Here is a 25595-nt window from a genome sequence, read left to right as displayed (position 1 = left end):
AGTTTGTTAATAAAAATTGTCCTGAAAAAGTATATATTTATAACCAGTTAAGCCAATTTATATATTACTAGAATAATATATATGGACTTTTGCATATACATTAATAAATACAAAGATAAATAAGCACATGGAGGTATGCAAAGTGATTAATGAAAGGGAATTTGAAAGTGGTTTAACTGAAGCTGAAGCACATAGAAGGTTAAATAAATATGGGCCTAATGCATTGGAAAAAAAGAAAAAGGTATCTCCTTTTAAGATATTTTTATCTCAATTCAATGATTTTATAACTTGGATATTAATTGTAGCTACAATTATTTCTGGGTTTATGGGTGAAAAAGCTGATGCTATTACAATAATCATAATAGTGATTATGAATGCCTTCCTTGGATTTATACAGGAATTTAAAACTGAAAGATCTTTAGAAGCATTAAAAAATATGGCATCACCTACTTCAAAGGTTATAAGAGATGGAAAAGTAAAGGTGATAAATGCAGAAAATTTAGTAGTTGGAGATTTGATAGTAGTTGAAAGTGGGGATAAAGTACCAGCTGATTGTATAATTTGTGATGGAAGGGATATTATGATGGACGAATCCCTTTTAACAGGTGAATCAACAGGAGTAAAGAAGAGCTTTAAAAAAAATGAGAATTCAATTTACATGGGTACTATAGTGATTAAAGGTTCAGGAAAAGCTAGAGTTACAGGCATTGGAATGAATACTGAAATGGGAAAAATTGCAGGTATGCTTGAAAACATAGAAAAGGATAGATCTCCTCTTAAAGAGAAACTAAATAATCTAGGTAAGGTACTTGTAGTACTGTGTCTTGTAGTTTGTGCCATAGTTACTATTACTGGGATACTAAGAGGAGAGGATAAATATGAGATGTTTCTTTTAGGAGTTAGTCTTGCAGTTGCAGCTATACCAGAGAGTTTAACAGCTATAGTTACAGTTGCACTTGCTCTTGGAGTATCTAGAATGCTTAAGAGAAATGCATTGGTAAGAAAACTACCTGCTGTTGAAACTCTTGGTTGTACTTCTATAATATGCAGCGATAAGACAGGAACCCTTACTGAAAATAAAATGACGGTAAAGGCAATGTATTTTAATGGGAGAATGTACAAAGTAGATAGTGATAGGATACCTGAAAATATTATGCTTAAAAAGATTTTTACATATTGTAATGATTGTAATTTTGATATAGATAAAAAGGATATATCAGATAGTTTGATGGGGGATCCTACTGAAACTGCCCTTATAAAAGCCTATTTTAAAGATACAAAAAGTTTTAAAAATTTTTTAAGTAAATCTTCAAGAATCTACACTATACCTTTTGATTCAGATAGAAAGATGATGTCAGTTATAGTAAGGGATGGATCAAAAGAAATAGGATGTGTAAAAGGAGCACCTGAAAGAGTAATAAAGAGATGTAAATATATATTAGATAGAGGACATGTGAGAATTTTAACTTTAAATGAAAGAAATAAGATATTAAGGGCAATAGAGAATATGTCATTTAATGCTCTAAGATGTATAGCAGGTGCTTATAAGGATAAGAACTTAGTTAAGGGAAAGTCACTTGAAGACAATCTAATTTTTGTAGGAATTGCAGGTATTATTGATCCTCCAAGAAAAGAGGCAAAAGATGCAGTACTAAAATGCAAAATGGCTGGAATAAAGCCTATTATGATAACAGGAGATCATAAAAATACAGCTTTTGCAATAGGAAAGGAACTTAGTATATGTAACTCTCAAAATCAAGTGATAACTGGAGAAGAACTTGATAAGTTATCAGATAAGGAGCTTATGAAAGTAGTAGAGGATAAGGTAATATTTGCAAGAGTTACGCCAAGACATAAGCTTAGGATAGTAAAAGCATTTAAGTCAAAAAATAAAGTTGTTGCAATGACTGGAGATGGAGTAAATGATGCACCAGCTGTAAAAGAGGCTGATATAGGAATATGTATGGGCATATCTGGAACAGATGTTACAAAGGAATCATCATCTATGATACTTTTAGATGATAATTTTGCAACTATAGTTTCTGCAGTAGAAGAAGGAAGGGTAATATACAACAATATAAGAAAGTTTATAAGATATCTTTTGTCATGTAATTTAGGAGAGGTTTTGACTATGTTTCTTGCATCGGCTTTCAATTTAGCAATACCACTTCTTCCAATACAGATACTAATGGTAAATTTAGCAACAGACGGACTTCCAGCTATAGCTTTAGGAGTTGACCCAGCTGAAGGGGACATAATGAAAGAAAAGCCAAGGAAGAAAAATGAAAGTATATTTGCAAGGGGACTTACAGAAAAGATAGTTGTTAGGGGTTCTCTAATTGGTACATGTACTGTGTTTTCATTTGTATTAGGACAATATATGGGCTTTGGAATTAAAACTGCAAGGACAATGGCACTTGCTACACTTGTAATGTCACAGCTTGTACATGTATTTGAATGTAGGTCTGAAAAGCACTCTATATTTGAAATAAATCTATTTAGTAATATATATCTTTTAGGAGCGATATCAGCATCAATATGTATGATTTTGTCTATATGTTACATTCCATTTTTACAGACTGTTTTTCATACATCTGCACTTAATTTTATACAGTGGGGAGTTGTAGTATTCTTTTCAGGTATAATAGCACTTATAAACAGTTTATATCTATACTTTAAGTAAAATAAAGGGGGATTAGAATTTCTAATCCCGCCTTTATCTATATCTTTCAATTTTTCTTTGAATTCTTGGCATTTTTCCTTCCATAGGAATTAAGTCACGTTTTGTAGTCATGTTTCGTACATTTATAAGTTCAATTTGTTCTCTATTTTTTTTGCCACGTTTACCTTTTAATCCTTGAATTAGTACTAAATTTCCTTGATTTATAGGAATAAATGTAGGCTTTTTAAACCATCTATTTCTTTTATAAATACATTTTGATATTCTTCGGCTTCTCTCAGGTTTTACAAGAATAGTTACTACTAATTTATTAAATATCCAAAGTATAGACTTTTTTTCTGTTTTTATGGATACTACAGTTCCCTGTAATTGAGTTATTCTATCACCATATTTTTTAAAATAGGATTTTGTATAGTATTGCGATATTTTATCTTTAAGACCCATGTATATTAACTCCTTTATTATATTATTTTATAAATAATAATTTATTCCATAGTAATTTATTATATTATAACATAGTATATATGTTTTTAAAATATATATGTATTCCTTATAAGTTGTAACATTTCTGTTCCTAAATATATTTTTAAGAATATTAATATATTAAGGTAGTAAAAGAGATCTATGATGTGTTTAGTTGAAGGAGGCTTGAAAATGATAAGAGAACTAAGGCCAGAAGAAATAGTTTATGATTTTGATATAAAAGATATAAATTTAGATAATAAAAAAAATTATAGCATAGAATATGAGGATATATATAGAAAGATTAAAGTAGGACTCAATATAGATAAGGAAGGTTATAATATCTATATCATAGATGATTTTTCAAAAGATAAAATAAAAAATATAAAAAATTATATATATAGTAATATGAAAAATAAGGAACTTTATGATATATGCTATGTAGTTTATGATAATATAAAAACACCAAAACCATTGTTTTTGAAAGCTGGATATGGTAAAAAACTTAAGTCAATAGTAGAAAAAATAAAGATGTTCTATTATAAAATTACATTTGAATTTTACAATGGTTCTTATGAAGGAAAGGATTTAATAATAGATAGTATAAATAATAAAAAAAATGAACTTATAAACAAAATAATGGATTTAGCTAAAAGTAAGAATTTTACATTAAAAGCTGCTCAAGATGGTTTTATATTTATTCCTGTTAAAACTGATGGAAAATCAATGAGTGAAGAAGAATATGATCTTTTAAGTCCAGAAGAAAAGCAAAATATTATGGATAAAGTGAGTATTCTCAAAAAGAGTTCAAATAATGTACTAGATGAATTGAAGAAAATAGAAACAAGTGAAACTGAAAAGATAAAGATAATTATGGATAAATATTATGAAATTAAAACAAAAGACATAAAAAAAGAGTATAGAAATGAATTTAGCACAAATGAATCTGCAATTGAATATTTAGATTATATTTGCAAAAATATTGAGAAGAAAATTCGAGAAATATATTCTATAAGCTATGAAAATGATGAAAAACTAATAAAGGAAATAATATTTAAATATTCTGTAAATATAATGATTGATAATAGTGGAAGAAAAAAGCCACCTGTTATATATGAAGAGGATCCAAGTGTTATAAATTTACTTGGAAATATAGAGTATGAGAATAAAGATGGAAGTTATGTAACGGATATAAGTCTTATAAAACCAGGTTCAATATTGAAATCTAATGGTGGATGTCTTATACTGAGAATCAATAATCTTTTAAGTAATCCAAAGGCATATTACTATTTAAAAAAGGCTCTTCTTAGTGGAAAAGTTAATCTTGATTATAAAAGAGGATATATGGAGATATTGTCTTTAAATGGACTTAAACCAGAACCTATAAAATTTAATGAAAAAGTCATACTTATAGGTGATTATAACACCTATAATATTATGTATAATTATGATCCAGATTTTAAAAAGGTGTTTAAAATAAAGGCAGAATATAAATACATTGTTGATATAGACGATTATACTAAAGAATCATTTTTAAAAAAGGTAATATATATTTGCAAAAAACAGAACCTTAGGCCAATTACAGATGAAGGACTTAGGGAAATTGCAAAGTTTCTATCAAGAAAAGCTGAAAATAGAAATAAGTTATATATTGATGATTATGAATTGGAAAAGATGCTTATAATTTCAGATAATAGTGCAAGGGAAAAAGATTCTGATTATATAGAAGTTCAGGATATAGAAAATGCTGTATACAGCGGGGACCTTATAGAGAAGCAGGTTCATGAAGGATATAGACAAAAACAGATATTTATAGATATAGAAGGAAAAAAGATAGGTCAGATAAATGTACTGTCTATTTTAGATACTGGTTATTTTAGTTTTGGAAGGCCTATAAAAATTACATGTTCTTGTGTTAAGGGAGATGGACATATAATTGATGTACAGAGAGAAAGTAATTTGTCAGGTAAAATACACAATAAGGCTATAAATACAATAAGTGGATATATAAATAATCTAATTGGTGGATATAGTAATCTTCCTGTAAATTTTCACATAAGTTTTGAACAAATCTATGGAAGCGTTGATGGAGATAGTGCATCTGTAGCTGAAGTTTTAGCAATAATATCATCTATTTCAAAGATAAAAATAAGGCAGAATATAGCTGTTACAGGTTCAATAAATCAATTTGGAGAAGTTCAACCTGTAGGAGGCGTAAATGAAAAGATAGAGGGATTTTTTGATATATGTAAAATAGTTGGAGATGCAAATAAAAAAGGTATAATTATTCCTGAGGCTAATAAGACAAGTATTGCATTAAAAAATGAAGTTGAAGATGAAATTAGTAAGGGAAATTTTCATATATATACAATGAAAACAGTTGGAGATGCTGCTCAGATTTTAATGGGTGATAATAGGATGGATTATGATGATATAATAAATAGAGCAAAAAGAGAGTGTAGAAAATATGAAATAAAACAGGAAAGACACAAGAAGCATAATTAGAAAATAAATCAATTTATAAATGAGTATAGATTGAAGAATCCTTGTCTATACTCATTTAAAATTAAAAATAAATTACACATTGAACCTAAAATTTACAACGTCTCCGTCTTTCATTACATAGTCTTTTCCTTCAAGTCTAAAATATCCCTGTTCTTTTGCTGCGGCTTCTGAGCCAGATTCTATAAGTTTATCATAGGATATTATCTCTGCGCGTATAAAACCTTTTTCCATGTCTGAGTGTATTTTACCTGCTGCCTGTGGAGCCTTTGTACCATTTTTTATTGTCCAAGCTCTTACTTCCTTTACTCCAGCAGTTAAAAAGCTTATAAGACCTAAAAGTTTGTAACTTGCATTTATTAACTTATCAAGTCCTGCTTCATTTAGTCCATATTCTTTAAGCATTTCTGATTTCTCATCTTTATCAAGAGTTGATAGCTCTTCTTCAATTTTAGCAGATATAGTTACAACTTCTGCATTTTCTGATTTTGCATATTCTTTTACTTTTTGTACAAATTTATTATTTGTGTTATTTGAAATCAAATCATCTTCAGATATGTTGGCAACATATAGTACAGGTTTTGTAGTAAGCAGGAAATAACCCTTTACTATATTTTTTTCCTCTTCTGTAAGTTCTAGTGTTCTTACTGGTTTTCCATCTTCCAAATGTTTTTTTACTTTTAACATGAGTTCATATTCTGCTTTTGCACTTTTGTCTGCACCACTTTTTGCAAGTTTAGCTATCTTCTCTATTTTTCTGTCCATTACTTCTATGTCTGAGAATATGAGTTCTAAGTTTATTGTTTCTATATCGCGTATTGGATCTATTGATCCATCTACATGAACTATATTCTCATCTTCAAAACACCTTACCACATGAACTATGGCTTCAACTTCACGGATATGGGATAAAAATTTATTTCCAAGTCCTTCACCTTTGCTGGCGCCTTTTACAAGACCTGCTATGTCGTAAAATTCTATGGCAGTATAAACTTTTTTTTGAGAGTTATACATTTTTTCAAGTGTATCAAGCCTTTTGTCTGGTACACTTACTACTCCTACATTTGGCTCTATAGTACAAAAAGGATAATTAGCAGATTCTGCACCTGCTTGTGTTATTGCATTAAATAAAGTACTTTTACCTACATTTGGCAAACCTACAATTCCAAGTTTCATCTATGTACATTCCCTTCCTATATATCTATAATAAAATTCATTTTAAATTATACTCTACAAAGTAGGCTATTTCAATAAAATAGGGTCATCTGAAAATTTGTGTAATTATGATACATAATTTTTATTTATTGGAATTAAAAAATATTTAAATTTAATGGATTTAAAAAAAATATTAAAATCTTATAAATTTGAAGGAGTTTTTATATATTTATAGAATAAATAAATTAGTGGTTTAATGTGGTGTAAAGTGGAGTAAAATATAAAGGAAGGGTGTAATAGTGTTTATAGGTGAATATGAACATTCTTTGGACAGTAAAAATAGAATAATTATACCCTCAAAATTTAGAGATGGCCTTGGAAGAGATTTTATAATAACAAAAGGTCTTGATAAATGCCTTTATGTTTACACCAAAGAACAGTGGCATGTATTGGAGGAAAAGCTAGAAAAGCTACCACTTACTAATAAAAGTGCTAGAGCTTTTGTAAGATTTTTTTTCTCTGGAGCAAATGAATTAAATACAGATAAACAGGGAAGAGTTTTAATTCCACAGCCTCTTTTAGAATATGCATCTATAAATAAAGAAGTAGTAAGTATTGGAGTATCAAATAGAATTGAAATATGGAGCAAAGATAATTGGATGGAGTACAATGATTCAAATATTGACTTTGACAGTATAGCAGAGCAAATGGAGCAACTTGGAATATAAATTTTAATTGACTTAAGTGGAGGATTTACTTTATGAAATTTAAACATGTACCAGTGCTTTTGAAAGAAACTATAGAAAAACTTGATATAAAGAAAAATGGAATATACATAGATTGTACTTTGGGAGGTGGAGGTCATTCATCTGAAATACTAAAAAGACTTGATAAAAAAGGAACACTTATAGGGATCGATCAGGACATAGAGGCAATAAATGCTTCCAAGGAAAGATTAAAGGAATATGATAATGTTATTTATGTTCATGATAACTTTTATAATATAAAGAATATATTGGACGATTTAAATATTGAAAAAGTGGATGGAATTTTAATGGATCTTGGAGTGTCTTCTTATCAATTAGATAAGGCAGAGAGAGGTTTTAGTTATATGAAAGATGCACCACTTGATATGAGAATGAATAGGGATCAAGTTTTAAGTGCATATGATGTAGTTAATAACTATAAGATGGAAGATATACAGAGAGTCATAAGAAACTATGGAGAAGACAGGTTTGCAAGGAGAATAGCAAAATGTATAGTGGAAGAAAGAGAAAAATCTCCTATAAAAACTACATTTGAACTTGTAGATATAATAAAAAAAGCGGTGCCAATGAAATTCCAAAAAAATGGGCATCCAGCAAAGAAAACTTTTCAAGCCATAAGGATAGAAGTAAATAGCGAACTTAGAATACTTGATAATGCATTAGATGATGCTATAGATAGACTTAAAGTTGGAGGTAGAATAGCTGTAATAACTTTTCATTCTCTTGAGGATAGAAAAGTGAAAGTTAAATTCAGACAACTGGAAAACCCATGTACATGTCCTCCGGATTTTCCTGTATGTGTATGTGGAAAAGTTCCAATTATAAAAATTATAAATAAGAAACCTATAGAGCCTAATGAGGAAGAAAAAGAGAAAAATACTAGAAGCAGGAGTGCTAAACTCAGAACTGCAGAGAAAATTTAGTTCTAAAGTTTGGGTGGGGTGAATAAAGTGATAGTGATGAATAGTAACAAAATTGTAAATGGCAATAATGCAATGGAAGCTGAATATGAAACAAATAGGACATCTAAAAAGAAAAAAAAGGTTGTAAAAAGAAATAGAAAAAAGTATGTTAAGCATAAGATAAAGACAATGAGAAATATTGCACTTGTATTTATAGTAGGAGTTACACTTATAACTAGATATTGTATTATATACAATATGCAAATGGAGTATAATTCTATACAAAATAGAATTAATAAAATAAAAAGGGAAAATGAAAATCTTAAAATAGACCTTATGAAATACAATAATATAGAGTATATAGAAGATAAAGCAATAAATAAGCTTAATATGGTACAAACTAAAAAGAGTTCAGCAGTATATGTGAATTTAAACAATAAGATTGTAAAACAAGAAACCTCTGATAAAGATACTGATAAATTTAGTGGTATCTTAGATGTGCTAAAGCAATTCAAATGGAGGTAGAGGTAGTTGCATAAAAATAAATACAGGGATGGAGTTATAGTTAGGAAGAGGATGGTAGTAGTATTTGCTTTCCTTTTTATAGCTTTTTTCCTACTGTGTACCAGGATGTTTTACATAATGGTTTATAGGTCACCTAAATTTAAAGCTATGGCTGTGGCTCAATGGACTAGTGATGTCAAAATCGATGCTAAAAGAGGAAGAATACTTGATAGAAATGGCAATGAATTGGCAGTAAGTGCAAATGTGTACAGAGTTGATCTTGATATGAATGCCTTGAGAGATACTATGAAGGAAAAAAAGTTGTCTAAAGATCAAGTTGCCACAATGTTATCTTCGGCTGTTTCTATGGATAAAAGTGAGGTTCTAAAAATATTGAACAAAAGTCTTCCAGGAGGACTCCCACTTGCATCTGCAACTTTAAAGAGAAGGATTGAAAAAACTGAAGCTGATAAAGTTAGAAATTTGAATTTAAATGGAGTTTTAGTTTCAGGAGATACTAAGAGATATTATCCAAATAACAATTTTCTCTCCCATGTCCTTGGACACACTAATTCTGATGGTGTAGGACTTACTGGAATAGAACTTTATTACAATAAAGTACTTTCAGGTACTCCAGGCAGAAGAATAGCAGAAACTGACAATAAGAGCAAGGATCTTCCATATACTATATCAGAGTTTACAAAGCCAATAGATGGAAAAGATGTAGAACTTACAATTGACAGTATGATACAGCATTTTGCAGAAAAGACAGCAGAGGAGGTGCTTAAAGATAATAAAGCAAAGGCTGTAAGTATAGTTGTTATGAATCCTAATAACGGTGAAGTTTTAGCTATGACAAATAAACCTGACTACAATCCAAATGATCCCTGGGTTAATGGAAAATCCTATGATGAGCTTCAAAAGAGTTGGAGAAATAGAGCAGTAAGTGATACTTTTGAACCTGGGTCCATATTTAAAGTAATAACAGCGGATACTGCACTTGAAACCAATTCTGTTGATGTAAGTAAAGATAGTTTTGAATGTGATGGAAGTATAACTATAGGAAATAGGACAATACATTGTTGGAAATCAACTGGTCATGGTACACAAAAATTCCCAGATATATTGAAAAACTCCTGTAACGTTGGGTTTGCAATGCTTGGTAAGATGATAGGAAAGGATAAGCTCAATGAGTATATACACAAATTTGGATTTGGAGAAAAAACTGGAATTGATCTTCCGGGAGAAGCAAGCGGAATTATAAAGAAGACAAGTGATATAAGTGATATAGATTTGGCTACAATTTCATTTGGGCAGGCAAATACAGTAACTATGGTGCAGTATTTACAGGCATTTAATGCAGTTGCAAATGGAGGATACCTTATAACACCTCATTTAATGAGAGAAATAGGATATTATGATGAAAGTCAAAGTAAAGAAGTAATTGATGAAAAATATGATATTTCAGGAAATAAGAAAAAGATTGTGGATTCAGCTAAAGCTGCACAACTTAGAAAGTATTTAGAAACAGTAGTTTCAGAAGGTGGAGGTAAAAATGCTTTTATAGATGGGTATCATATAGCAGGTAAAACTGGAACTGCACAAAAGGCTGGAGTAGGAGGCTATCAGTCTGGTAAATATATATCCTCTTTTGCTGGAATGGCACCTTCTAGTAATCCTAAGATAACGCTTCTTGTGTCAATAGATGAGCCGGACCCTTCAAATTACTATGCAGCCCAGACAGCTGCTCCTGCAGCAAGAAAATTGTTTATGGATATATTTAATTATCTTGCTATGAAAAGCGATGCAAGTTCTGATAAAGTAGAAAATGATATGTTAAAAAATATTGTAATACCAGATGTTCGTGGAATGAAAGTTACAGATGCAGAAGAAATGCTTAAAAAGATGAATTTGGCACCTGAATCAGATAAAAAAGGTGATTATGTAGTAGATATGAGCCCTAAACCTGGTTATACTATTAAAGAAGGAAGTAAAGTAATTTTATATACATCTAAAAGTAAAGACTACAACAAGGTTGTAACAGTTCCAGATGTTAGTGGAATGAATAAAGATGATGTAATAAGTGCATTTAATAGTTTGGGCCTTAAAGCACAGTTTGATGGCAATGGAATAGCGGATACTCAAAGTGTGAAACCAGGTAGTGAAGTTGAAAAGGGAACAACTGTAGATATTCATACTGAGATACTTGGAGATTAAATTTAGGCATGCAGTGACACTAAAAGGTGTATTGCATGCCAATAACTTTAAATCTGTTTGATTTGTACCAATATATGTGTATAATAATTATGGTTGAATATAACAGGTAAATTGAGGAGTGATTGTTTTGAAATTAAGTGATATATTTTTTGGTGTAGATTATGAAGTTATTAAAGGAAATGAGAATATTGATGTAGGGGAAATTCAGTATGATTCAAGAAAAGTAAAAAATGGAGATCTATTTGTGTGCATTAAAGGGTATAAAACTGATGGTCATAAGTATGTTGAAAGTGCCTACAAAAATGGTGCGGCTGTAATAGTATGTAGTGAAAATTTAAAAAATTTACCTGATTGTACAGTTATAAAAGTAAAAGATAGTAGAAAGGCACTATCTGTGATGTCTTCAAATTATTATGGCAATCCTTCATCTAAAATGAAAGTTATAGGTGTTACTGGAACTAATGGGAAAACTACATGTACATTTATGATAAAATCTATTTTGGAAGAAGCAGGATATAAAGTTGGAATTGTAGGAACTATTGCAAATTACATAGGAGATAGAAAACTTCATTCTGATAGAACTACTCCTGAATCTTTGGAGCTTCAAAAATTGTTTAAAGATATGGTGGATTCTAAAGTTGACTACTGTGTAATGGAAACATCATCACATTCTCTATATCTTGATAGAGTGTATGGCGTAAAGTTTTCTGAGGCAGTTTTTACAAATCTTACTCGTGATCACCTTGATTTTCATAAGACTTTTGAAAATTACTACAAGGCAAAACTTATTTTATTTCAAAATACATTGAATTCAATAGTGAATATAGATGATACTTATGGTAGTAGAATTTATGAGGATGCAAAGGGAAATAAAATAACTTATGCAATAGAGAAAAGTGCAGATTTAAAAGCAAGTAATTTGAATATGCACTCTAGAGGAGTTGATTTTGATTTAACATATAAAGGAGAAAAGAAGCATATAAATTTAAATATACCAGGAAAATATAATGTTATGAATGCGCTTGGAAGTATAGGAGCCTGTATAAATGAAGGTATAAGCATGGATACTATAAAATCAGGACTTGAAAAGATGCTTTCTGTACCTGGAAGATGTGAAATAGTTACACAGAAATACAATTTGGGATATGAAGTTATAGTTGATTATGCTCATACACCAGATGGACTCGAAAATATACTTAAAACTGTAAGAGAGTTTACAAAGGGAAGACTTATAGCTGTATATGGATGTGGAGGTGACAGAGATAATACAAAGAGGCCTATAATGGGAAATATTGGCACAAAACTTTCTGATTTTGCAATAATCACATCTGATAATCCAAGGACTGAAGATCCTATGCATATAATAGATGAAGTAGTATCTGGAATTAAAACGGATAATTATATTGTAATTGAAAATAGAAGAGAAGCAATAAAGAAAGCTATGGAGATTGCAAAACAAGGGGATGTAATAGTAATAGCAGGAAAGGGGCATGAAGATTATCAAATACTAAAAGATAGAACAATACATTTTGATGAAAGAGAAATAGTAGATGATATTGTTAAAGAACTTAAAAATGAGAAAAAGGGAGTGTAATCCTTGGAATACATGAGTTTTGAAGAAATTGTAAATGCAGTAAATGGCAAGGTAATACTTAAAGGAATTTATAATGGTTTTAACAAAGTTAATTCTGATACTAGAGAAATAGAAGAAAAGGATATATTTATTGCTCTTAAAGGTGAAAAATTCAATGGGAACAACTATGTAAAGCAAGCAAGTGAAAAAGGCGCTTCAATATGTATAGTAGATGAAGTGAAGTATGTTGAAAGTGAAATAAAGAATACTACTACTATAATTCAAGTTGAAAATACAAGAAAGGCTCTTCTTGATCTTGCAGAGTTTTATAGAAGTATACTTGATTTAAAAGTAATAGGAATTACAGGGTCAGTTGGTAAAACATCTACAAAGGATTTAGTAGCAGCTGCACTTAGTTCCAAATTCAAGGTGTTTAAAACAGAAGGAAATTTTAATAATGAAATAGGACTTCCTAAAATGATATTTAAACTGGACAATAGTTATGATATTGCAGTTCTTGAAATGGGAATGAATGGACTTGGAGAGATACATAATATGGCAAAGGCTGCAAGGCCAGATATTGCAATTATAACTAATGTAGGTACTGCACATATTGGAAAATTAAAATCAAGGGAAAATATATTGAAAGCAAAGATGGAGATAACTGATTTTTTTTCAGAAAAGAATACTCTTATTATAAATATAGACAATGATATGCTATCTAAAGTAACAAGTGATTCCTATAAGATAAGGAAGGTTTCTATTAAAGAAAAATCAAATATTTCAGCTTTTAATATAAAACTTATGGAGGATTCAGTTGAATTCTATATAAAAGAAAACAACAGGATAACAGAAGAAAAGATAACAGCTCAAGTTCCAGGAAAGCACAGTGTTTTAAATTGTCTATTTGCAGTAATGGCTGGAAGAATTTTTAATATGAGCTATGATGAAATAAGAAGAGGACTTTTAAATTTAAAAACTACTAAGATGAGGCTTGAAACTATAAAAGGTAAAAGATTTACTATAATAAATGATTCATACAATGCAAATCCAGATTCTATGATTGCTGCAATTGATGTGCTTGCAAATTTAAAGGGAAAAAAGAAAATAGCAATACTTGGAACAATGAATGAACTTGGAGAAAATTCAGGTGAATTTCATAGGAAAGTTGGGAGATATGCATGTGAAAAAAATGTGGACTTTCTGGTTGCTCTTGGAAAATATACAGAAGATTATAAGGCTGGATTTGAAAGCTTTCATACATCAAAAAATAGAGGTAAGGTTTTGACATTTAAAGACTACGATAGTGCAGTAGATTTTCTTTTGAAAAATTGCCTTTCTAAAGGTGATGTAGTCCTTGTGAAAGCTTCAAGATCTATGAAATTTGAGGATATAGTTTCAAAATTGAAAGAGAGCATAAATAATTAGGAGGTGAAACTACTCTTTTAAAAGAGTACATATATGTATATATTAATTTATCCCGTATTGATGTCGTTTTTTATTACAATTCTACTTGGAAAGATACTCATTCCAGTATTGCATAGATTAAAATTTGGACAAAGTGAAAGAGAAGAAGGACCAAAGAGCCATAAGAAAAAAGCAGGTACTCCAACTATGGGAGGAATAATGTTTATCCTGGCATCTATTATAACAATGCTTGTAATAGTAAAAAGCCCAACTAATGAAGCGATGATAGCTTTATATGCTTTTGTAGGTTTTGGAATAATAGGTGCACTAGATGATGGACTTAAGATATACAAAAAGAACAACTTAGGATTAAGGGCTTATCAGAAGATGATTATGTTAATTGTTTTAGCTGTTCCATTTGCATACTATTGCATGGAAAATCCAAATATAGGTACAAGTATAATAATTCCATTTGCTAATAGAAGTATAGATTTAGGAATGATGTACATACCTTTTATAGTGTTTTTCTTTGCAGCAGTTACAAATGCTGTTAATCTAACAGATGGATTAGATGGACTTGTCAGTTCTGTTACATTGCCTGTAGTAACATTTTTTGCAATTGTAAGTTTTGCTATGGCACATGGTACTCTTTCAATATTTTGTGCGGTTATAGCAGGTTCACTACTTGGATTTTTGAGATATAATGTATTTCCCGCACAAGTATTTATGGGGGATACAGGTTCACTTGCTCTTGGAGGGGCAATTGCATTTATAGCAATGGTATTAAAATTGGAATTATTGGTTATAATAGTTGGTGGAATATATGTTTTGGAAACACTATCCGTAATAATTCAGGTTGCGAGTTTCAAACTTACTGGTAGGAGGGTATTTAAAATGAGTCCAATACATCATCATTTTGAACTTTCAGGCTGGCATGAAACAAAGGTGGTTTCCATGTTTTGTATAATTACGGTTATACTTTGTTTGCTAGGATTTCTATCACTTTAGAGGGTTTGTGGTAGTAATTGTTTCTGCATTTCATATGTGCCCACTGTAGTAATAGGGTAGGAGGATTATATGTATGTATAAATTAAATAAGAAAGTGGAGCCTAAAGGGTCAATAGATTTTATACTATTTTCAACTATAATGTTGCTTATAGCCATTGGTGTTGTTATGGTATATAGTGCTAGTTCATATATGTGTTTTTTTGATAAGAACATACAAGATAGTATGTATTATTTAAAAAGACAGGGATTATGGGCAATACTTGGAACAATTCTTATGTTTTTTGCAATAAAATTTGATTATCACAGAATAAAAAAACCAACAAAGTATCTTATGATGGGTAGTATAATACTTTTACTTATAGTATTCGCTTTTCCGGCTACAAATGGCGCACAGAGATGGATACAATTTGGCCCTATAGGGCTTCAACCTTCGGAAATAGCAAAATATATAATTGTGCTTTATATGGCAAAGAGTATAGAAACAAAAGGTGGCAGAAAAATAGAAAGTTTTTTATATGGTGTACTTCCCTATCTCCTCGTATCAGGATTTTATGCAGCACTTGTATTGGCGGAGAAAAACTTAAGTATAGCTGCTATAATTATGATAGTTACACTTATTGTACTATATGCTTCAGGAGCTAAAATTACTCACATAATTGGAGTTATGATGTTCGTATTTATAGGAGGAGTTGCAGGAATAATTTTTGAACCATATAGAATGAAGAGATTTACTAGCTTTTTGAATCCGTGGGCCGATCCAAAAGGAAGTGGATATCAACTTATACAGTCCCTTTTAGCAATGGGGTCAGGCGGGATATGGGGAGTAGGTCTTGGAAGGTCAAGGCAAAAGTGTTACTACATACCAGAGCCTCATACTGATTTTATATTTTCTATAATAGGAGAGGAACTTGGACTTATAGGATGTGTTATAATAATATCACTTTTTATAATTCTAATATGGCGAGGAATTGTAACTGCAATAAAAGCGAAAGATGTTTATGGTACTATTTTAGCTACAGGAATAACTTCTGTAATAGCAATTCAAGCTATAATAAATATAGCAGTTGTAACAGGATCAATGCCTGTAACGGGAGTTCCACTTCCATTTATAAGTTATGGAGGATCTTCACTACTTTTCAATATGATTGCTATGGGTGTTCTCCTAAATATTTCTCGGCAAAATAAAAGTTACTCAATTTAAAATAAATTGGTTTATTCTATAAACTTCATGTATTTTGAAAGTAACACTGCAAATTTATGCAGTGTTATTTGTGATTTCAGTTAATAAACGCGTAATAAAAAATATACATAAAATTAATGTTAAATTTGATGAAATTAATTTTATTAAGTGTTAATATAGATAGTGTTAAAAGATGATACTGATAAATTTATTATGAGTTGGTGTATATATGAGTAGTAAGTTAGCTAAAACAGACAATGAACTAATACTAAGAAGAAGAAAGAGAAATAGAATAAAAAAGGGAAGCTTATTTTTTATATTCCTTTTAGCTGTTCTTTGCATATTAGCTGTAAAGCTTCCTTACTTTAATATTAATAAAATTGTAGTTTATGGCAATAAAAATATACAAGATAGTGAAATTAAGAGTATTTCTAAAATATACAAGGGAAACAATATATTTTACATAAATTTAAATGAATCAAAAAGCTCAATAATGGAAAATCCATATGTTGAAAGTGTGACAATTGAGAGAAAACTTCCCTCTACTATAGTTATAAATATAAAAGAGAGAAATGCCGTATATTATATAAAATCTGACGACTTATTTTGCATAATAGATAAGAATGCAGTATTGCTTGAGAAGAAAAAAAGCATATCTAATATGAAACTAGTACAGTTAAAGGGTATAGATATTGGAAACTGCAAAATTGGAGATACAATAAAAAATGTTGACACAAAGAAAGTTACGGCAATTAAGGAGATTGGTAATTTAATTGAACAAAGCAGCACTTCTTTTGGTATCAATTTAGTAGATGTTTCAAATTCACTTGATATAAAGGCATATAAAAATAAAATGTATATAAAGCTTGGCAGTTATGATAATATGAGAGATAAACTAAATAAAGCTTTGAACATAATAGAACAGGAAAAGTTAAACAATGCAGAAGGTTATGTAGATGTCAGATTCAAAAGTAATCCTGTATTTTTTATTGATAGTAAGTAGGAGGTTAACGGTATGCACAAGATTAGTGCTCATATAAGTGTTTTTATAGTATGCCTGATTTTAGGATTTATGGTTGCCTATCAATTTAAAGTACTTATGAAACAAGATAGTACTTTAAGTTTGATTGGAAGCAATAATGATACAGATATTACTGTTGAAATACAAAGATATGAAAAAGAAAAAACTGAACTTGAAAATAAGATAAATGATCTTCAGTCGAAGATAAAGAGCTATGAAGATTCGGCAGCTAGTAAGAGTGTTGCTACAAAAAATTTATTAAATGAGCTTGAAGAAACTAGAATGCTTACTGGTGAAACTGATGTTGAAGGGCCTGGAATAGTTATAAATATTACCCCTAATAACAAAACATTTGGTAATGATTTAACAAGTAATGTATCTGATACAATAACTGATAAACATCTTGTGTATTTAGTAAATGAATTGAGATTTGCAGGTGCAGAAGCAATATCTATAAACGATATAAGAATTGTTGGTAGAACTGGAATAAGAACAGCGGGAAATTATATATTTATAAATGATGATGAAAAAATTTCACCAACTAGAGAAATTGTAATTAAAGCCATAGGAGATGAAAATCTTCTCTATAGCGATATGAGTTTTCCAGAAGTTTTTGCTGATTTTAAGAATTTAGCTGATATAAAATTTGAAAAACAGGACGATATATACATAAAGAAGTATCAAAAGACATATGATTTCAAATATGCTGAGCCAGTTGAAGATTAATTTTAGGAGTGATTGTATAAATGATAGGATTTATAGGACTTATATTGGGAATAATTGTTGGTGTGGTTTGGAATGTGAGTATTCCGGATAAATTTTCGCCATATATGTCTGTGGCTATTTTGGCATGTTTGGACTCAGTGTTTGGGGCCATTAGAGCTAGTCTTTCTAAGAATTTTAAAGCGGATATTTTTATATCTGGTTTTTTTGGAAATGCAGTTTTAGCAGTAGCGCTTGCATATTTAGGAGATAAACTTGGAGTTCCAATATATTTAGCAGCAGTTGTAGTTTTTGGAGGAAGAATATTTGATAATTTTGCTATAATAAGGCGTCTGTTGCTTGAAAAGGCAAAATCGCACAAGCAATGAGGTGTAATTAATGAGGAATAATGAAGCAAATATATTTATATTTATAGCATTTTGCACAATTGGAATACTTATTTCTATGAATATATCGATTTTTAAAGGTAGCGATAGTGATAAAAAAAATGTTTTTTTAAATTGGGAACAATACCAAAAAGCCTATAGTTATAAAAATAAGCTTCGAAATGATATATTAGAGGATATGGAACAATATAAAGATTACTCCGAAAAATTAAAAAAATATGAAAATAATGATAAAAATGAAGTTCAAGTAAAGGCAAATATAAATAAAGAATTGGAACAAAACAAGATTATACTTGGTAAAACTGCTGTACATGGTCAGGGATTGAAAATAACATTAAGTGATGGAAAAATAACTGACTCTATGGATTTTTTTTTAAAACAGATGAGAATTGTTCACAATACGGATATAATTCAGATTATAAATGACTTAAACAATGCAGGCGCTGAAGCTATATCTATAAATGGACATAGAATAGTTGACACATCTGAGGTATATTGTAGTGGACCATTTCTCAGAGTGAATGAAGTTAAAATAGCATCTCCATTTTTAATTTATGCTATAGGAAATAAAGAAGTGCTTTATAATTATATGATGTCTGATGAGAATTATTTAAAGATTATGATAACTAGAAAGACAGTAGTAAATGTAGAGATGATGGAAGACATAAAAATATCTGCTTATAATGGAAATTATAATATTAAGTTTATGAAAGAAATCAATTAATATATAATTATCTATTTTTTTATTAAATTTATCTAAAAATGAAGGATTTTTAATTTTAATGAAGAATAATTAATAGTAAGTTCATAGTGCTTTGATATAAATATTTATGCTTTTATAGGAATTTATCTCATTATAGTTTAGAGTGTGTCATATGAAGGAGACGATACTATTGTCAATAAAAGAAAATATAGATAATATAGTCAAAAATTTAAAAGATAATGTTACTTTATTAGCTGTATCTAAAACTAAACCTATAGAGGATATAAAAGAAGCTTATGATTTTGGAATAAGAGATTTTGGGGAAAATAAAGTTCAAGAGTTAATAAAAAAACAACCTGAGCTTCCAAATGACATAAGATGGCATTTAATAGGACATCTCCAAAGAAATAAAGTAAAGTATATTGTGGGAAAAGTCTATTTAATTCAGTCACTTGACAGTGTAAGACTTCTTAATGAAATAGAAAAACGCTATAGTTCAAAAAATTTAATTGCAAATACTTTAATACAGATAAATATAGGAGAAGAAGAAAGTAAGACAGGTATATATCTTAGAGATTTAGATAATTTGATAGAAGCTTGTGAAAAATGTCATAATGTTAAGGTTAAGGGGATTATGGCTGTAATTCCAAAAGGTAATGAAGAAAGTTCAAGATATTACTTCAAAAAACTAAATTCTATTTTTAATGATTTGAAAAAAAGAGATTTTAAGAATATAAAAATGGATATATTGTCTATGGGGATGACTCATGATTATAACATAGCTATTCAAGAGGGATCAAATTTGGTTAGAATTGGTGAAGGAATATTTGGAAAGAGAAATTATTCTACTTTGAAATAATAATTTTTTTATTAATGATAAAAATAAGAACATTAAACATAGGAGGGATTTCAAATGGCCGGTAAAATGTTAAATAAAATGATGGGATTTTTAGGTCTTGAAGATGATCTAGAAGATGAAATTGAAGAAACAGATGAGCTTGACAATAATAAAGTTGTAAATGAATTTTCAGAGGCTGAACCTGTAATAAGTTCAAAAAGACAAAATAAAGTTGTAAGTATACATACAACCATTGCAGCTAAAGTAAAAATAGTTAAGCCAACTAGCTATGAAGAAGCAGCCGATATATGCGATGAATTGAAAAGTAGGAAAATTGTAGTTATAAATACTACGGGTCTTGAAAATAGAATAGCACAAAGGTTGCTAGATTTTATGGGTGGTGCTAGTTACTCACTTGGAGGTAGTCTTGAAGAAATAGAAAAGGGAGTTTATATATTGTCTCCAGCTAATGTTGAAGTAAGTAATGATTTAAAAAGTGAACTTTCAGGAAAAGGACTGTTTAGTTGGAAATAAAGTATATTGGAGGAAGAGATGATAGTCAGTACTTTAAGAATTGCTATAGATTTGCTCTTTAGATTTTTAGAAGGAGCTATACTGTTAGATGTAATATTGTCATGGATTCCTAGTGGAATAGGATCGAGTGGATTTGTGGAACTTCTTCATATAATTACTGATCCCCTTATGAAACCAGGAAGAATAATTCAAGAAAAGCTAATGCCAGGACTTATGATAGATTTTTCACCTATAGTTGCCTTGGTCTTATTAGACATAATTAGAGGAATTGTATTTTCTATATTATAGTTATGAATAAGAGGGAATTTATAAAAGAATTTAGTTTTGCAAATGAAAATATGATATCTAACATATACGATAAAATGACTATTGCAAAAAAGACAGGTAAAAATGTATACACACAAGAATTCTATACTCCAAATATATGGAGTAAAATTGAAAATATGACACAGAAAATTGGACTTAAAGTGGTAAGCTATGGAATATTTGAAAATGCAGATAGAAGATGTGTTATGTTTTCTGAAAACTATGAGGAACAGAAGGATTTTCCTGTTGATTTAATAAAAATAAGTGCTAAATCTAAGTTTTCAAAACTTAAGCATAAAGATTATTTAGGTGCACTTATGTCACTTGGATTGAGAAGGGAAAAATTTGGAGATCTTTTAGTAAAAGGAGGAGAAGTATGTTATCTTGCATGTATGCGGGATATAAGTGAATATATAAAACTTAATTTTAATAAAGTTGGAAATTCAAATTGTTCTGTAGATATTTTAGATTTAAAATCACAAAATATACCAGATTATGAGTTTAAGTCTTTTACACAAGTGGTTTCTTCTATGAGGCTTGATTGTATAGTTAGTTCTATATGTAAAGTATCCAGAAATGACAGTGATATGCTTATAAAAAAAGGTAAGGTACAAGTTAATTATTTTGAATGTAAAAAGAAAAATATGATTTTAGATTGCAAATCTACTATAACTGTAAGGGGATATGGAAAGTTTAAGTTGATAGATATAAGTGGATTTACGGCAAGAGGAAGGATAAAACTTCTTGTAGAAAAATTTAGTTAATTTGAGGTGTTTGCAATATGTCAATAACAGCTACGGATTTGGCCAATAAGGAGTTTAAAAGATCACTTAGAGGTTATAATATGGATGAGGTAGATGACTTCCTATACAAGGTTTCAAGAGATTATGAAGAGATTTTAAGAGAAAATTCAAATCTAAAAGATAAAATAAAAACCTTAGAAGAAAGATTGAGTCATTACGATAAAATGGAAAAAACTATAAAAGATACACTTTTACTTGCACAGAATGCTTCTGAGCAGGCTAAAGAGAATGCTAAAAAGGAAAGTGAACTTATAATAAAAAATGCTAATCAAACTTCAAAAAAGATAATAGATAAGGCTCACGGAGATGTTATTCAGATAAATGATGAATTTGAAAAGGTAAAGCAAGAATTTAACAAATTTAGAGCTAGATATAGAAACTTTATGGAGTCTCAGCTTGAGTTATTTGATGATATGGAAAAAAACTTCGTAAAAAATTATAATATAGGTTTTGAGAAAAATGAAGTTTCAAAGGAAGAAGAATTTCCTGTAAAGGAAAAGGAAATTGAAGTGATGTCCAAGCAAGACCAAAATGATAGTGAAAACAATATGCAATTTGAGGGAAATACTGAAGATGAAATTTCAACTAATGATCAGGAGCTAGAAGAAATTAAAAATTTCTTTGTGAAAGGATAAAAAGTCCACTCTTAAGAGTGGATTTTTTACTAGAGATATTATAGTAAAATTTTAATATTTTAAGAGGTGAGATTTTGAAAGAGATAGATATAAATTTAAAAAACGATAGTTATAAAGTTTATATAGAAAGTGATCTTAAAGAGTTATATAATTTATTAAAAAAATATAAAGAAAATCATAATATGTTTTTGATTACAGATGATATAGTAGGTAGCATTTACTCTGATATTATAGATAATTTAGAGAATAATTTAGAATGTAAAGTTTTTAAGTTCAATCATGGGGAAGAAAATAAGAGTATAGATACTGTAAAGAATATATATGACTTTCTCCTTAAAAATGGTGCAAATAGAAATAGTATATTAATAGGACTTGGAGGTGGACTTGTAGGAGATATAGTTGGCTTTGCAGCTTCAACTTATATGCGGGGAATTAAATTCATAAATATACCAACTACAATGTTGTCTCAAATTGATAGTTGTATTGGAGGAAAAGTTGGATACAATTATGATGATATAAAAAATTTAATAGGAAGTTTTTTTAATCCTGAATTTGTATATGTTTGTCCAAGTTTTTTGAAAAGTTTAAATGATATGCTGTTTAGAGATGGACTTGGAGAACTTGTTAAATACTGTTTGATAGATTCAAAGGAATTTTTAAATTATGTAAATGATAACTTTGAAGACATACTTAAACGAGATGAAGGTGTGCTCATATATATAATAGAAAGATGTTTGAATATAAAAAAGGATGTAGTTACTAAAGATTTTAAAGATACAGGACTTAGAAACATACTTAATTTTGGACATACAATAGGACACGGAATAGAGATATGTTCAAATTTCAATATATCACATGGGGAAGCAGTTGGACTAGGAAGTTTGGCAGCTTTAAAGTTATCTGAATATAAATTTAATATGAGAAAGGATATATATCCTTTTGTAAAGGAACTTATTAAAAAGTTAGGTCTTCCAATAAGTTATAAGATAGAAGATTATGAAGCATTTTTATATGCAGTAAGCCATGATAAGAAAAATGATTCAAGCATAAGATTTGTATTGCTTCAGGATATAGGTAATTATAAAATAAAAGTAGACACAAAAAAGGACGAAATTGTAAAGGCAATCAGAGAATCTATTGACCTTTAAAGAATTGAATATTTTAAGATTCAGGTAATGAAAAGAAAGGATGATCATTTTATGACAATTGGAATTATTGCTGCTATGAATGAAGAATTAGAAATCTTGATTTCAAAAATGGATGTTCAAAATGTATCTAAAAAAGCAAATATGGAATTTAATTTTGGAAAGTTAGAGGGAAAAGATGTAGTGGCGGTTGTATGTGGTATTGGTAAAGTAAATGCAGCTATTTGTGCACAAATACTTATAGATGATTTCAAAGTGGATAGAATAATAAATGTTGGTATAGCTGGTGGATTAGCTGATAATGTATATCCTGGAGATATAGTGATTGCATCTAATTTGGTACAATATGATATGGATACAACAGCTTTTGGAGATAAGTTGGGACAGATTCCAAGACTTGATACATATGCATTTAAATGTGACGAAGAAATGATATGTAAAGCAAAGAAAGCATGTGATTTATTTGATGATAGGCACAGTTTTGTAGGTAGAATAGTTACAGGAGATCAATTTGTATCAAATAAAGATAAGACAAATTGGCTTTTAGAGAAATTTGATGCACTTGCATGTGAAATGGAAGGCGGAAGCATTGCACAGGTATGTTATTTAAACAATATACCATTTTTAGTTATAAGATCTATATCAGATAATGCTAACAATGGAGCACATATGGAATATGAAAAGTTTGCACCTATTGCAATAAAAAATTCTACTGAAATATTGAGATATATGCTTAAAAACTAAGATCTATTTTTTCAAATTAGGAGGAACTAAATGACAATACTCATAATAGCAGTTGGGCTCATATTTGATAGAATGACTAAAGTGTGGGCTGTAGGGACACTTTCTAAGACTTCAGAGATTCCTGTAATAAAAAATCTTTTTTCCCTTTTATATGCTGAAAATAATGGAGCAGCTTTTAGCATTTTTCAAGGTAAGACTATGCTTATAACTATAGCTACTGTGATTATAATGTTTTTTATAATATTGTATTTCATAAAATACAAACCGAAAGGAAGACTTATGAGGATAAGTTTAGCCCTTATAATAAGCGGGGCGCTTGGAAATTTAATAGATAGAATAAAATATAAATATGTAGTTGATTTTATATCAATCCACTATAAAAATATCTATTATTTTCCAATATTTAATTTGGCAGATGTTATGGTTGTAACAGGAACTTTTATTCTTATATTCTGCTTATTAAGGGATGAAAAATATGAAAATTAAGGAATTTTTATTTGAAGAAAATGAAAGTATGAGACTTGATGTGTTTTTGCATTATAAATTTAGGGAAAAATCTAGATCTTATATACAAAAATTAATAGAGAATGGATTTGTAGTTGTAAATAATAAGGTAAAAAAAAGTAATTATAAGCTTAGACTACAAGATAGAGTCTGTATAACTTTGAAAGATCCTGTAAAATTGGATATAGAACCAGAAGATATAAGTCTTGATATAGTTTATGAGGATTCTTATATTATAGTTGTAAATAAACCTCAAGGTATGGTTGTTCACCCAGCTGCCGGTGTAAGAAATGGAACCCTTGTAAATGCACTTTTAAGTCATTGCAAAGATCTATCTGGCATAAATGGAGTGGAGCGTCCTGGAATAGTACATAGAATAGACAAGGATACTTCAGGTATACTTGTAGTAGCTAAAAATGATTTTGCTCACAATAAACTGGCAGAACAGTTAAAGAATCATTCTATGACAAGAGAATACATAGCTTTAGTAGAGGGAGTATTAAAAGATGACTCAGGAGTTGTAGATCAGCCAATTGCAAGACATCCAAAAGATAAGATAAAAATGGCAGTAGTTAGAGGTGGAAAAAGAGCAGTTACCCACTATGAAGTATTAGATAGATTTAAAAACAATACACTTATAAAGTGTGTACTTGAAACAGGAAGGACACATCAAATAAGGGTTCATATGGCATATATAAGGCATCCACTTGTAGGTGATCCTGTTTATGGATATAAAAAGCAGAGATTTAATTTAAATGGACAGCTTTTACATGCAAAAAAGCTTGGATTTATTCACCCTAAAACTGGGGAATACATTGAATTTGAATCCGATATACCAGATTATTTTAAAAGAATAATAAATATTGTAAAAAATCAGAAATAAGAGAAACAGCCTG

At 29.5% G+C, this 25595-nt stretch carries 25 protein-coding genes; 23 read left to right on the top strand and 2 right to left on the bottom strand.

The window, feature by feature from the left end:
- Positions 1–115 precede the first annotated feature (115 nt).
- Positions 116–2683, top strand: coding sequence for a calcium-translocating P-type ATPase, PMCA-type (locus H2684_RS04935; RefSeq protein WP_347707521.1), 2568 nt, complete (start codon positions 116–118; stop codon positions 2681–2683).
- 33 nt (positions 2684–2716) lie between these two features.
- Here the strand turns inward: H2684_RS04935 and H2684_RS04930 are convergent, their stop codons facing one another.
- Positions 2717–3124, bottom strand: coding sequence for a hypothetical protein (locus H2684_RS04930; RefSeq protein ID WP_182088287.1), 408 nt, complete (start codon positions 3122–3124; stop codon positions 2717–2719).
- A 210-nt stretch (positions 3125–3334) separates the two neighbouring features.
- On the opposite strand from H2684_RS04930, the gene H2684_RS04925 reads away from it, so the two are divergent.
- The gene (locus H2684_RS04925; protein ID WP_182088286.1) at positions 3335–5647 is read left to right on the top strand and encodes an AAA family ATPase; all 2313 of its coding nucleotides are present in this window, start codon (positions 3335–3337) and stop codon (positions 5645–5647) included.
- 72 nt (positions 5648–5719) lie between these two features.
- Here the strand turns inward: H2684_RS04925 and ychF are convergent, their stop codons facing one another.
- A complete protein-coding gene (gene ychF, locus H2684_RS04920) occupies positions 5720–6820 on the bottom strand; it encodes a redox-regulated ATPase YchF (protein WP_182088285.1) in 1101 nt (366 codons plus the stop codon).
- Between the two features lie 278 nt (positions 6821–7098).
- On the opposite strand from ychF, the gene mraZ reads away from it, so the two are divergent.
- The 21 genes from mraZ to H2684_RS04815 all read left to right on the top strand — a co-directional run bounded on the left by mraZ (position 7099) and on the right by H2684_RS04815 (position 25582).
- Positions 7099–7527, top strand: coding sequence for a division/cell wall cluster transcriptional repressor MraZ (mraZ, locus tag H2684_RS04915; RefSeq protein ID WP_182088284.1), 429 nt, complete (start codon positions 7099–7101; stop codon positions 7525–7527).
- A 32-nt stretch (positions 7528–7559) separates the two neighbouring features.
- Complete coding sequence (gene rsmH, locus H2684_RS04910; protein WP_182088283.1) at positions 7560–8489, top strand: 16S rRNA (cytosine(1402)-N(4))-methyltransferase RsmH; 930 nt, start codon at positions 7560–7562, stop codon at positions 8487–8489.
- 36 nt (positions 8490–8525) lie between these two features.
- The gene (locus tag H2684_RS04905) at positions 8526–8993 is read left to right on the top strand and encodes a septum formation initiator family protein (protein WP_207719378.1); all 468 of its coding nucleotides are present in this window, start codon (positions 8526–8528) and stop codon (positions 8991–8993) included.
- 6 nt (positions 8994–8999) lie between these two features.
- Positions 9000–11189, top strand: coding sequence for a stage V sporulation protein D (locus tag H2684_RS04900; RefSeq protein WP_182088281.1), 2190 nt, complete (start codon positions 9000–9002; stop codon positions 11187–11189).
- 127 nt (positions 11190–11316) lie between these two features.
- Positions 11317–12783, top strand: a complete 1467-nt coding sequence (locus H2684_RS04895; protein WP_182088280.1) for a UDP-N-acetylmuramoyl-L-alanyl-D-glutamate--2,6-diaminopimelate ligase — start codon at positions 11317–11319, stop codon at positions 12781–12783.
- Between the two features lie 3 nt (positions 12784–12786).
- The gene (gene murF / locus H2684_RS04890; RefSeq protein ID WP_182088279.1) at positions 12787–14190 is read left to right on the top strand and encodes a UDP-N-acetylmuramoyl-tripeptide--D-alanyl-D-alanine ligase; all 1404 of its coding nucleotides are present in this window, start codon (positions 12787–12789) and stop codon (positions 14188–14190) included.
- Between the two features lie 33 nt (positions 14191–14223).
- Complete coding sequence (gene mraY / locus H2684_RS04885) at positions 14224–15177, top strand: phospho-N-acetylmuramoyl-pentapeptide-transferase (protein WP_182088278.1); 954 nt, start codon at positions 14224–14226, stop codon at positions 15175–15177.
- Between the two features lie 73 nt (positions 15178–15250).
- Entirely contained in the window at positions 15251–16378 is a 1128-nt protein-coding gene (spoVE, locus tag H2684_RS04880; protein ID WP_182088277.1) for a stage V sporulation protein E, read from the top strand.
- 208 nt (positions 16379–16586) lie between these two features.
- A complete protein-coding gene (locus H2684_RS04875; protein ID WP_182088276.1) occupies positions 16587–17360 on the top strand; it encodes an FtsQ-type POTRA domain-containing protein in 774 nt (257 codons plus the stop codon).
- Between the two features lie 12 nt (positions 17361–17372).
- The gene (locus H2684_RS04870) at positions 17373–18104 is read left to right on the top strand and encodes a DUF881 domain-containing protein (protein ID WP_182088275.1); all 732 of its coding nucleotides are present in this window, start codon (positions 17373–17375) and stop codon (positions 18102–18104) included.
- Between the two features lie 20 nt (positions 18105–18124).
- Positions 18125–18469, top strand: a complete 345-nt coding sequence (locus tag H2684_RS04865; RefSeq protein WP_182088274.1) for a small basic family protein — start codon at positions 18125–18127, stop codon at positions 18467–18469.
- A 10-nt stretch (positions 18470–18479) separates the two neighbouring features.
- Positions 18480–19211 (top strand): DUF881 domain-containing protein, encoded by a 732-nt coding sequence (locus tag H2684_RS04860; RefSeq protein ID WP_182088273.1) that lies wholly within the window; start codon positions 18480–18482, stop codon positions 19209–19211.
- Positions 19212–19380: 169 nt separating this feature from the next.
- Positions 19381–20049 carry a YggS family pyridoxal phosphate-dependent enzyme gene (locus H2684_RS04855; RefSeq protein ID WP_182088272.1) on the top strand — a complete coding sequence of 223 codons (669 nt, stop codon included), beginning with the start codon at positions 19381–19383 and terminating at the stop codon, positions 20047–20049.
- Positions 20050–20103: 54 nt separating this feature from the next.
- Positions 20104–20562, top strand: a complete 459-nt coding sequence (gene sepF, locus H2684_RS04850; RefSeq protein WP_182088271.1) for a cell division protein SepF — start codon at positions 20104–20106, stop codon at positions 20560–20562.
- An 18-nt stretch (positions 20563–20580) separates the two neighbouring features.
- Positions 20581–20850, top strand: coding sequence for a YggT family protein (locus H2684_RS04845; RefSeq protein WP_182088270.1), 270 nt, complete (start codon positions 20581–20583; stop codon positions 20848–20850).
- A gap of 2 nt (positions 20851–20852) precedes the next feature.
- The gene (locus H2684_RS04840; RefSeq protein ID WP_182088269.1) at positions 20853–21632 is read left to right on the top strand and encodes a YlmH/Sll1252 family protein; all 780 of its coding nucleotides are present in this window, start codon (positions 20853–20855) and stop codon (positions 21630–21632) included.
- 17 nt (positions 21633–21649) lie between these two features.
- Positions 21650–22306, top strand: a complete 657-nt coding sequence (locus H2684_RS04835) for a DivIVA domain-containing protein (protein ID WP_182088268.1) — start codon at positions 21650–21652, stop codon at positions 22304–22306.
- A 74-nt stretch (positions 22307–22380) separates the two neighbouring features.
- Complete coding sequence (aroB, locus tag H2684_RS04830) at positions 22381–23454, top strand: 3-dehydroquinate synthase (RefSeq protein WP_207719377.1); 1074 nt, start codon at positions 22381–22383, stop codon at positions 23452–23454.
- A gap of 51 nt (positions 23455–23505) precedes the next feature.
- Positions 23506–24195 (top strand): 5'-methylthioadenosine/adenosylhomocysteine nucleosidase, encoded by a 690-nt coding sequence (locus H2684_RS04825; RefSeq protein ID WP_182088267.1) that lies wholly within the window; start codon positions 23506–23508, stop codon positions 24193–24195.
- A 30-nt stretch (positions 24196–24225) separates the two neighbouring features.
- The gene (gene lspA / locus H2684_RS04820) at positions 24226–24681 is read left to right on the top strand and encodes a signal peptidase II (RefSeq protein ID WP_182088266.1); all 456 of its coding nucleotides are present in this window, start codon (positions 24226–24228) and stop codon (positions 24679–24681) included.
- Positions 24662–25582 carry an RluA family pseudouridine synthase gene (locus H2684_RS04815; RefSeq protein ID WP_182088265.1) on the top strand — a complete coding sequence of 307 codons (921 nt, stop codon included), beginning with the start codon at positions 24662–24664 and terminating at the stop codon, positions 25580–25582. Before lspA ends, H2684_RS04815 begins: the two co-directional genes overlap by 20 nt.
- Positions 25583–25595: the final 13 nt, after the last annotated feature.

Source organism: Clostridium sp. cel8, from assembly GCF_014050525.1.
In the GTDB taxonomy this organism is placed as follows: domain Bacteria; phylum Bacillota; class Clostridia; order Clostridiales; family Clostridiaceae; genus Clostridium_B.
This window is presented reverse-complemented; position numbering and strand designations above follow the sequence as displayed.

Excerpts from the sequence above, each read along its gene's own strand:
- H2684_RS04930 (WP_182088287.1), bottom strand. The coding sequence starts at position 3,124 with ATGGGTCTTAAAGATAAAATATCGCAATACTATACAAAATCCTATTTT.
- H2684_RS04925 (WP_182088286.1), top strand. The coding sequence starts at position 3,335 with ATGATAAGAGAACTAAGGCCAGAAGAAATAGTTTATGATTTTGATATA.
- ychF (WP_182088285.1), bottom strand. The coding sequence starts at position 6,820 with ATGAAACTTGGAATTGTAGGTTTGCCAAATGTAGGTAAAAGTACTTTA.
- rsmH (WP_182088283.1), top strand. The coding sequence starts at position 7,560 with ATGAAATTTAAACATGTACCAGTGCTTTTGAAAGAAACTATAGAAAAA.
- H2684_RS04905 (WP_207719378.1), top strand. The coding sequence starts at position 8,526 with ATGAATAGTAACAAAATTGTAAATGGCAATAATGCAATGGAAGCTGAA.
- mraY (WP_182088278.1), top strand. The coding sequence starts at position 14,224 with ATGTATATATTAATTTATCCCGTATTGATGTCGTTTTTTATTACAATT.
- spoVE (WP_182088277.1), top strand. The coding sequence starts at position 15,251 with ATGTATAAATTAAATAAGAAAGTGGAGCCTAAAGGGTCAATAGATTTT.
- H2684_RS04875 (WP_182088276.1), top strand. The coding sequence starts at position 16,587 with ATGAGTAGTAAGTTAGCTAAAACAGACAATGAACTAATACTAAGAAGA.
- H2684_RS04870 (WP_182088275.1), top strand. The coding sequence starts at position 17,373 with ATGCACAAGATTAGTGCTCATATAAGTGTTTTTATAGTATGCCTGATT.
- H2684_RS04865 (WP_182088274.1), top strand. The coding sequence starts at position 18,125 with ATGATAGGATTTATAGGACTTATATTGGGAATAATTGTTGGTGTGGTT.
- H2684_RS04860 (WP_182088273.1), top strand. The coding sequence starts at position 18,480 with ATGAGGAATAATGAAGCAAATATATTTATATTTATAGCATTTTGCACA.
- sepF (WP_182088271.1), top strand. The coding sequence starts at position 20,104 with ATGGCCGGTAAAATGTTAAATAAAATGATGGGATTTTTAGGTCTTGAA.
- H2684_RS04845 (WP_182088270.1), top strand. The coding sequence starts at position 20,581 with ATGATAGTCAGTACTTTAAGAATTGCTATAGATTTGCTCTTTAGATTT.
- H2684_RS04840 (WP_182088269.1), top strand. The coding sequence starts at position 20,853 with ATGAATAAGAGGGAATTTATAAAAGAATTTAGTTTTGCAAATGAAAAT.
- H2684_RS04835 (WP_182088268.1), top strand. The coding sequence starts at position 21,650 with ATGTCAATAACAGCTACGGATTTGGCCAATAAGGAGTTTAAAAGATCA.
- H2684_RS04825 (WP_182088267.1), top strand. The coding sequence starts at position 23,506 with ATGACAATTGGAATTATTGCTGCTATGAATGAAGAATTAGAAATCTTG.
- lspA (WP_182088266.1), top strand. The coding sequence starts at position 24,226 with ATGACAATACTCATAATAGCAGTTGGGCTCATATTTGATAGAATGACT.
- H2684_RS04815 (WP_182088265.1), top strand. The coding sequence starts at position 24,662 with ATGAAAAATATGAAAATTAAGGAATTTTTATTTGAAGAAAATGAAAGT.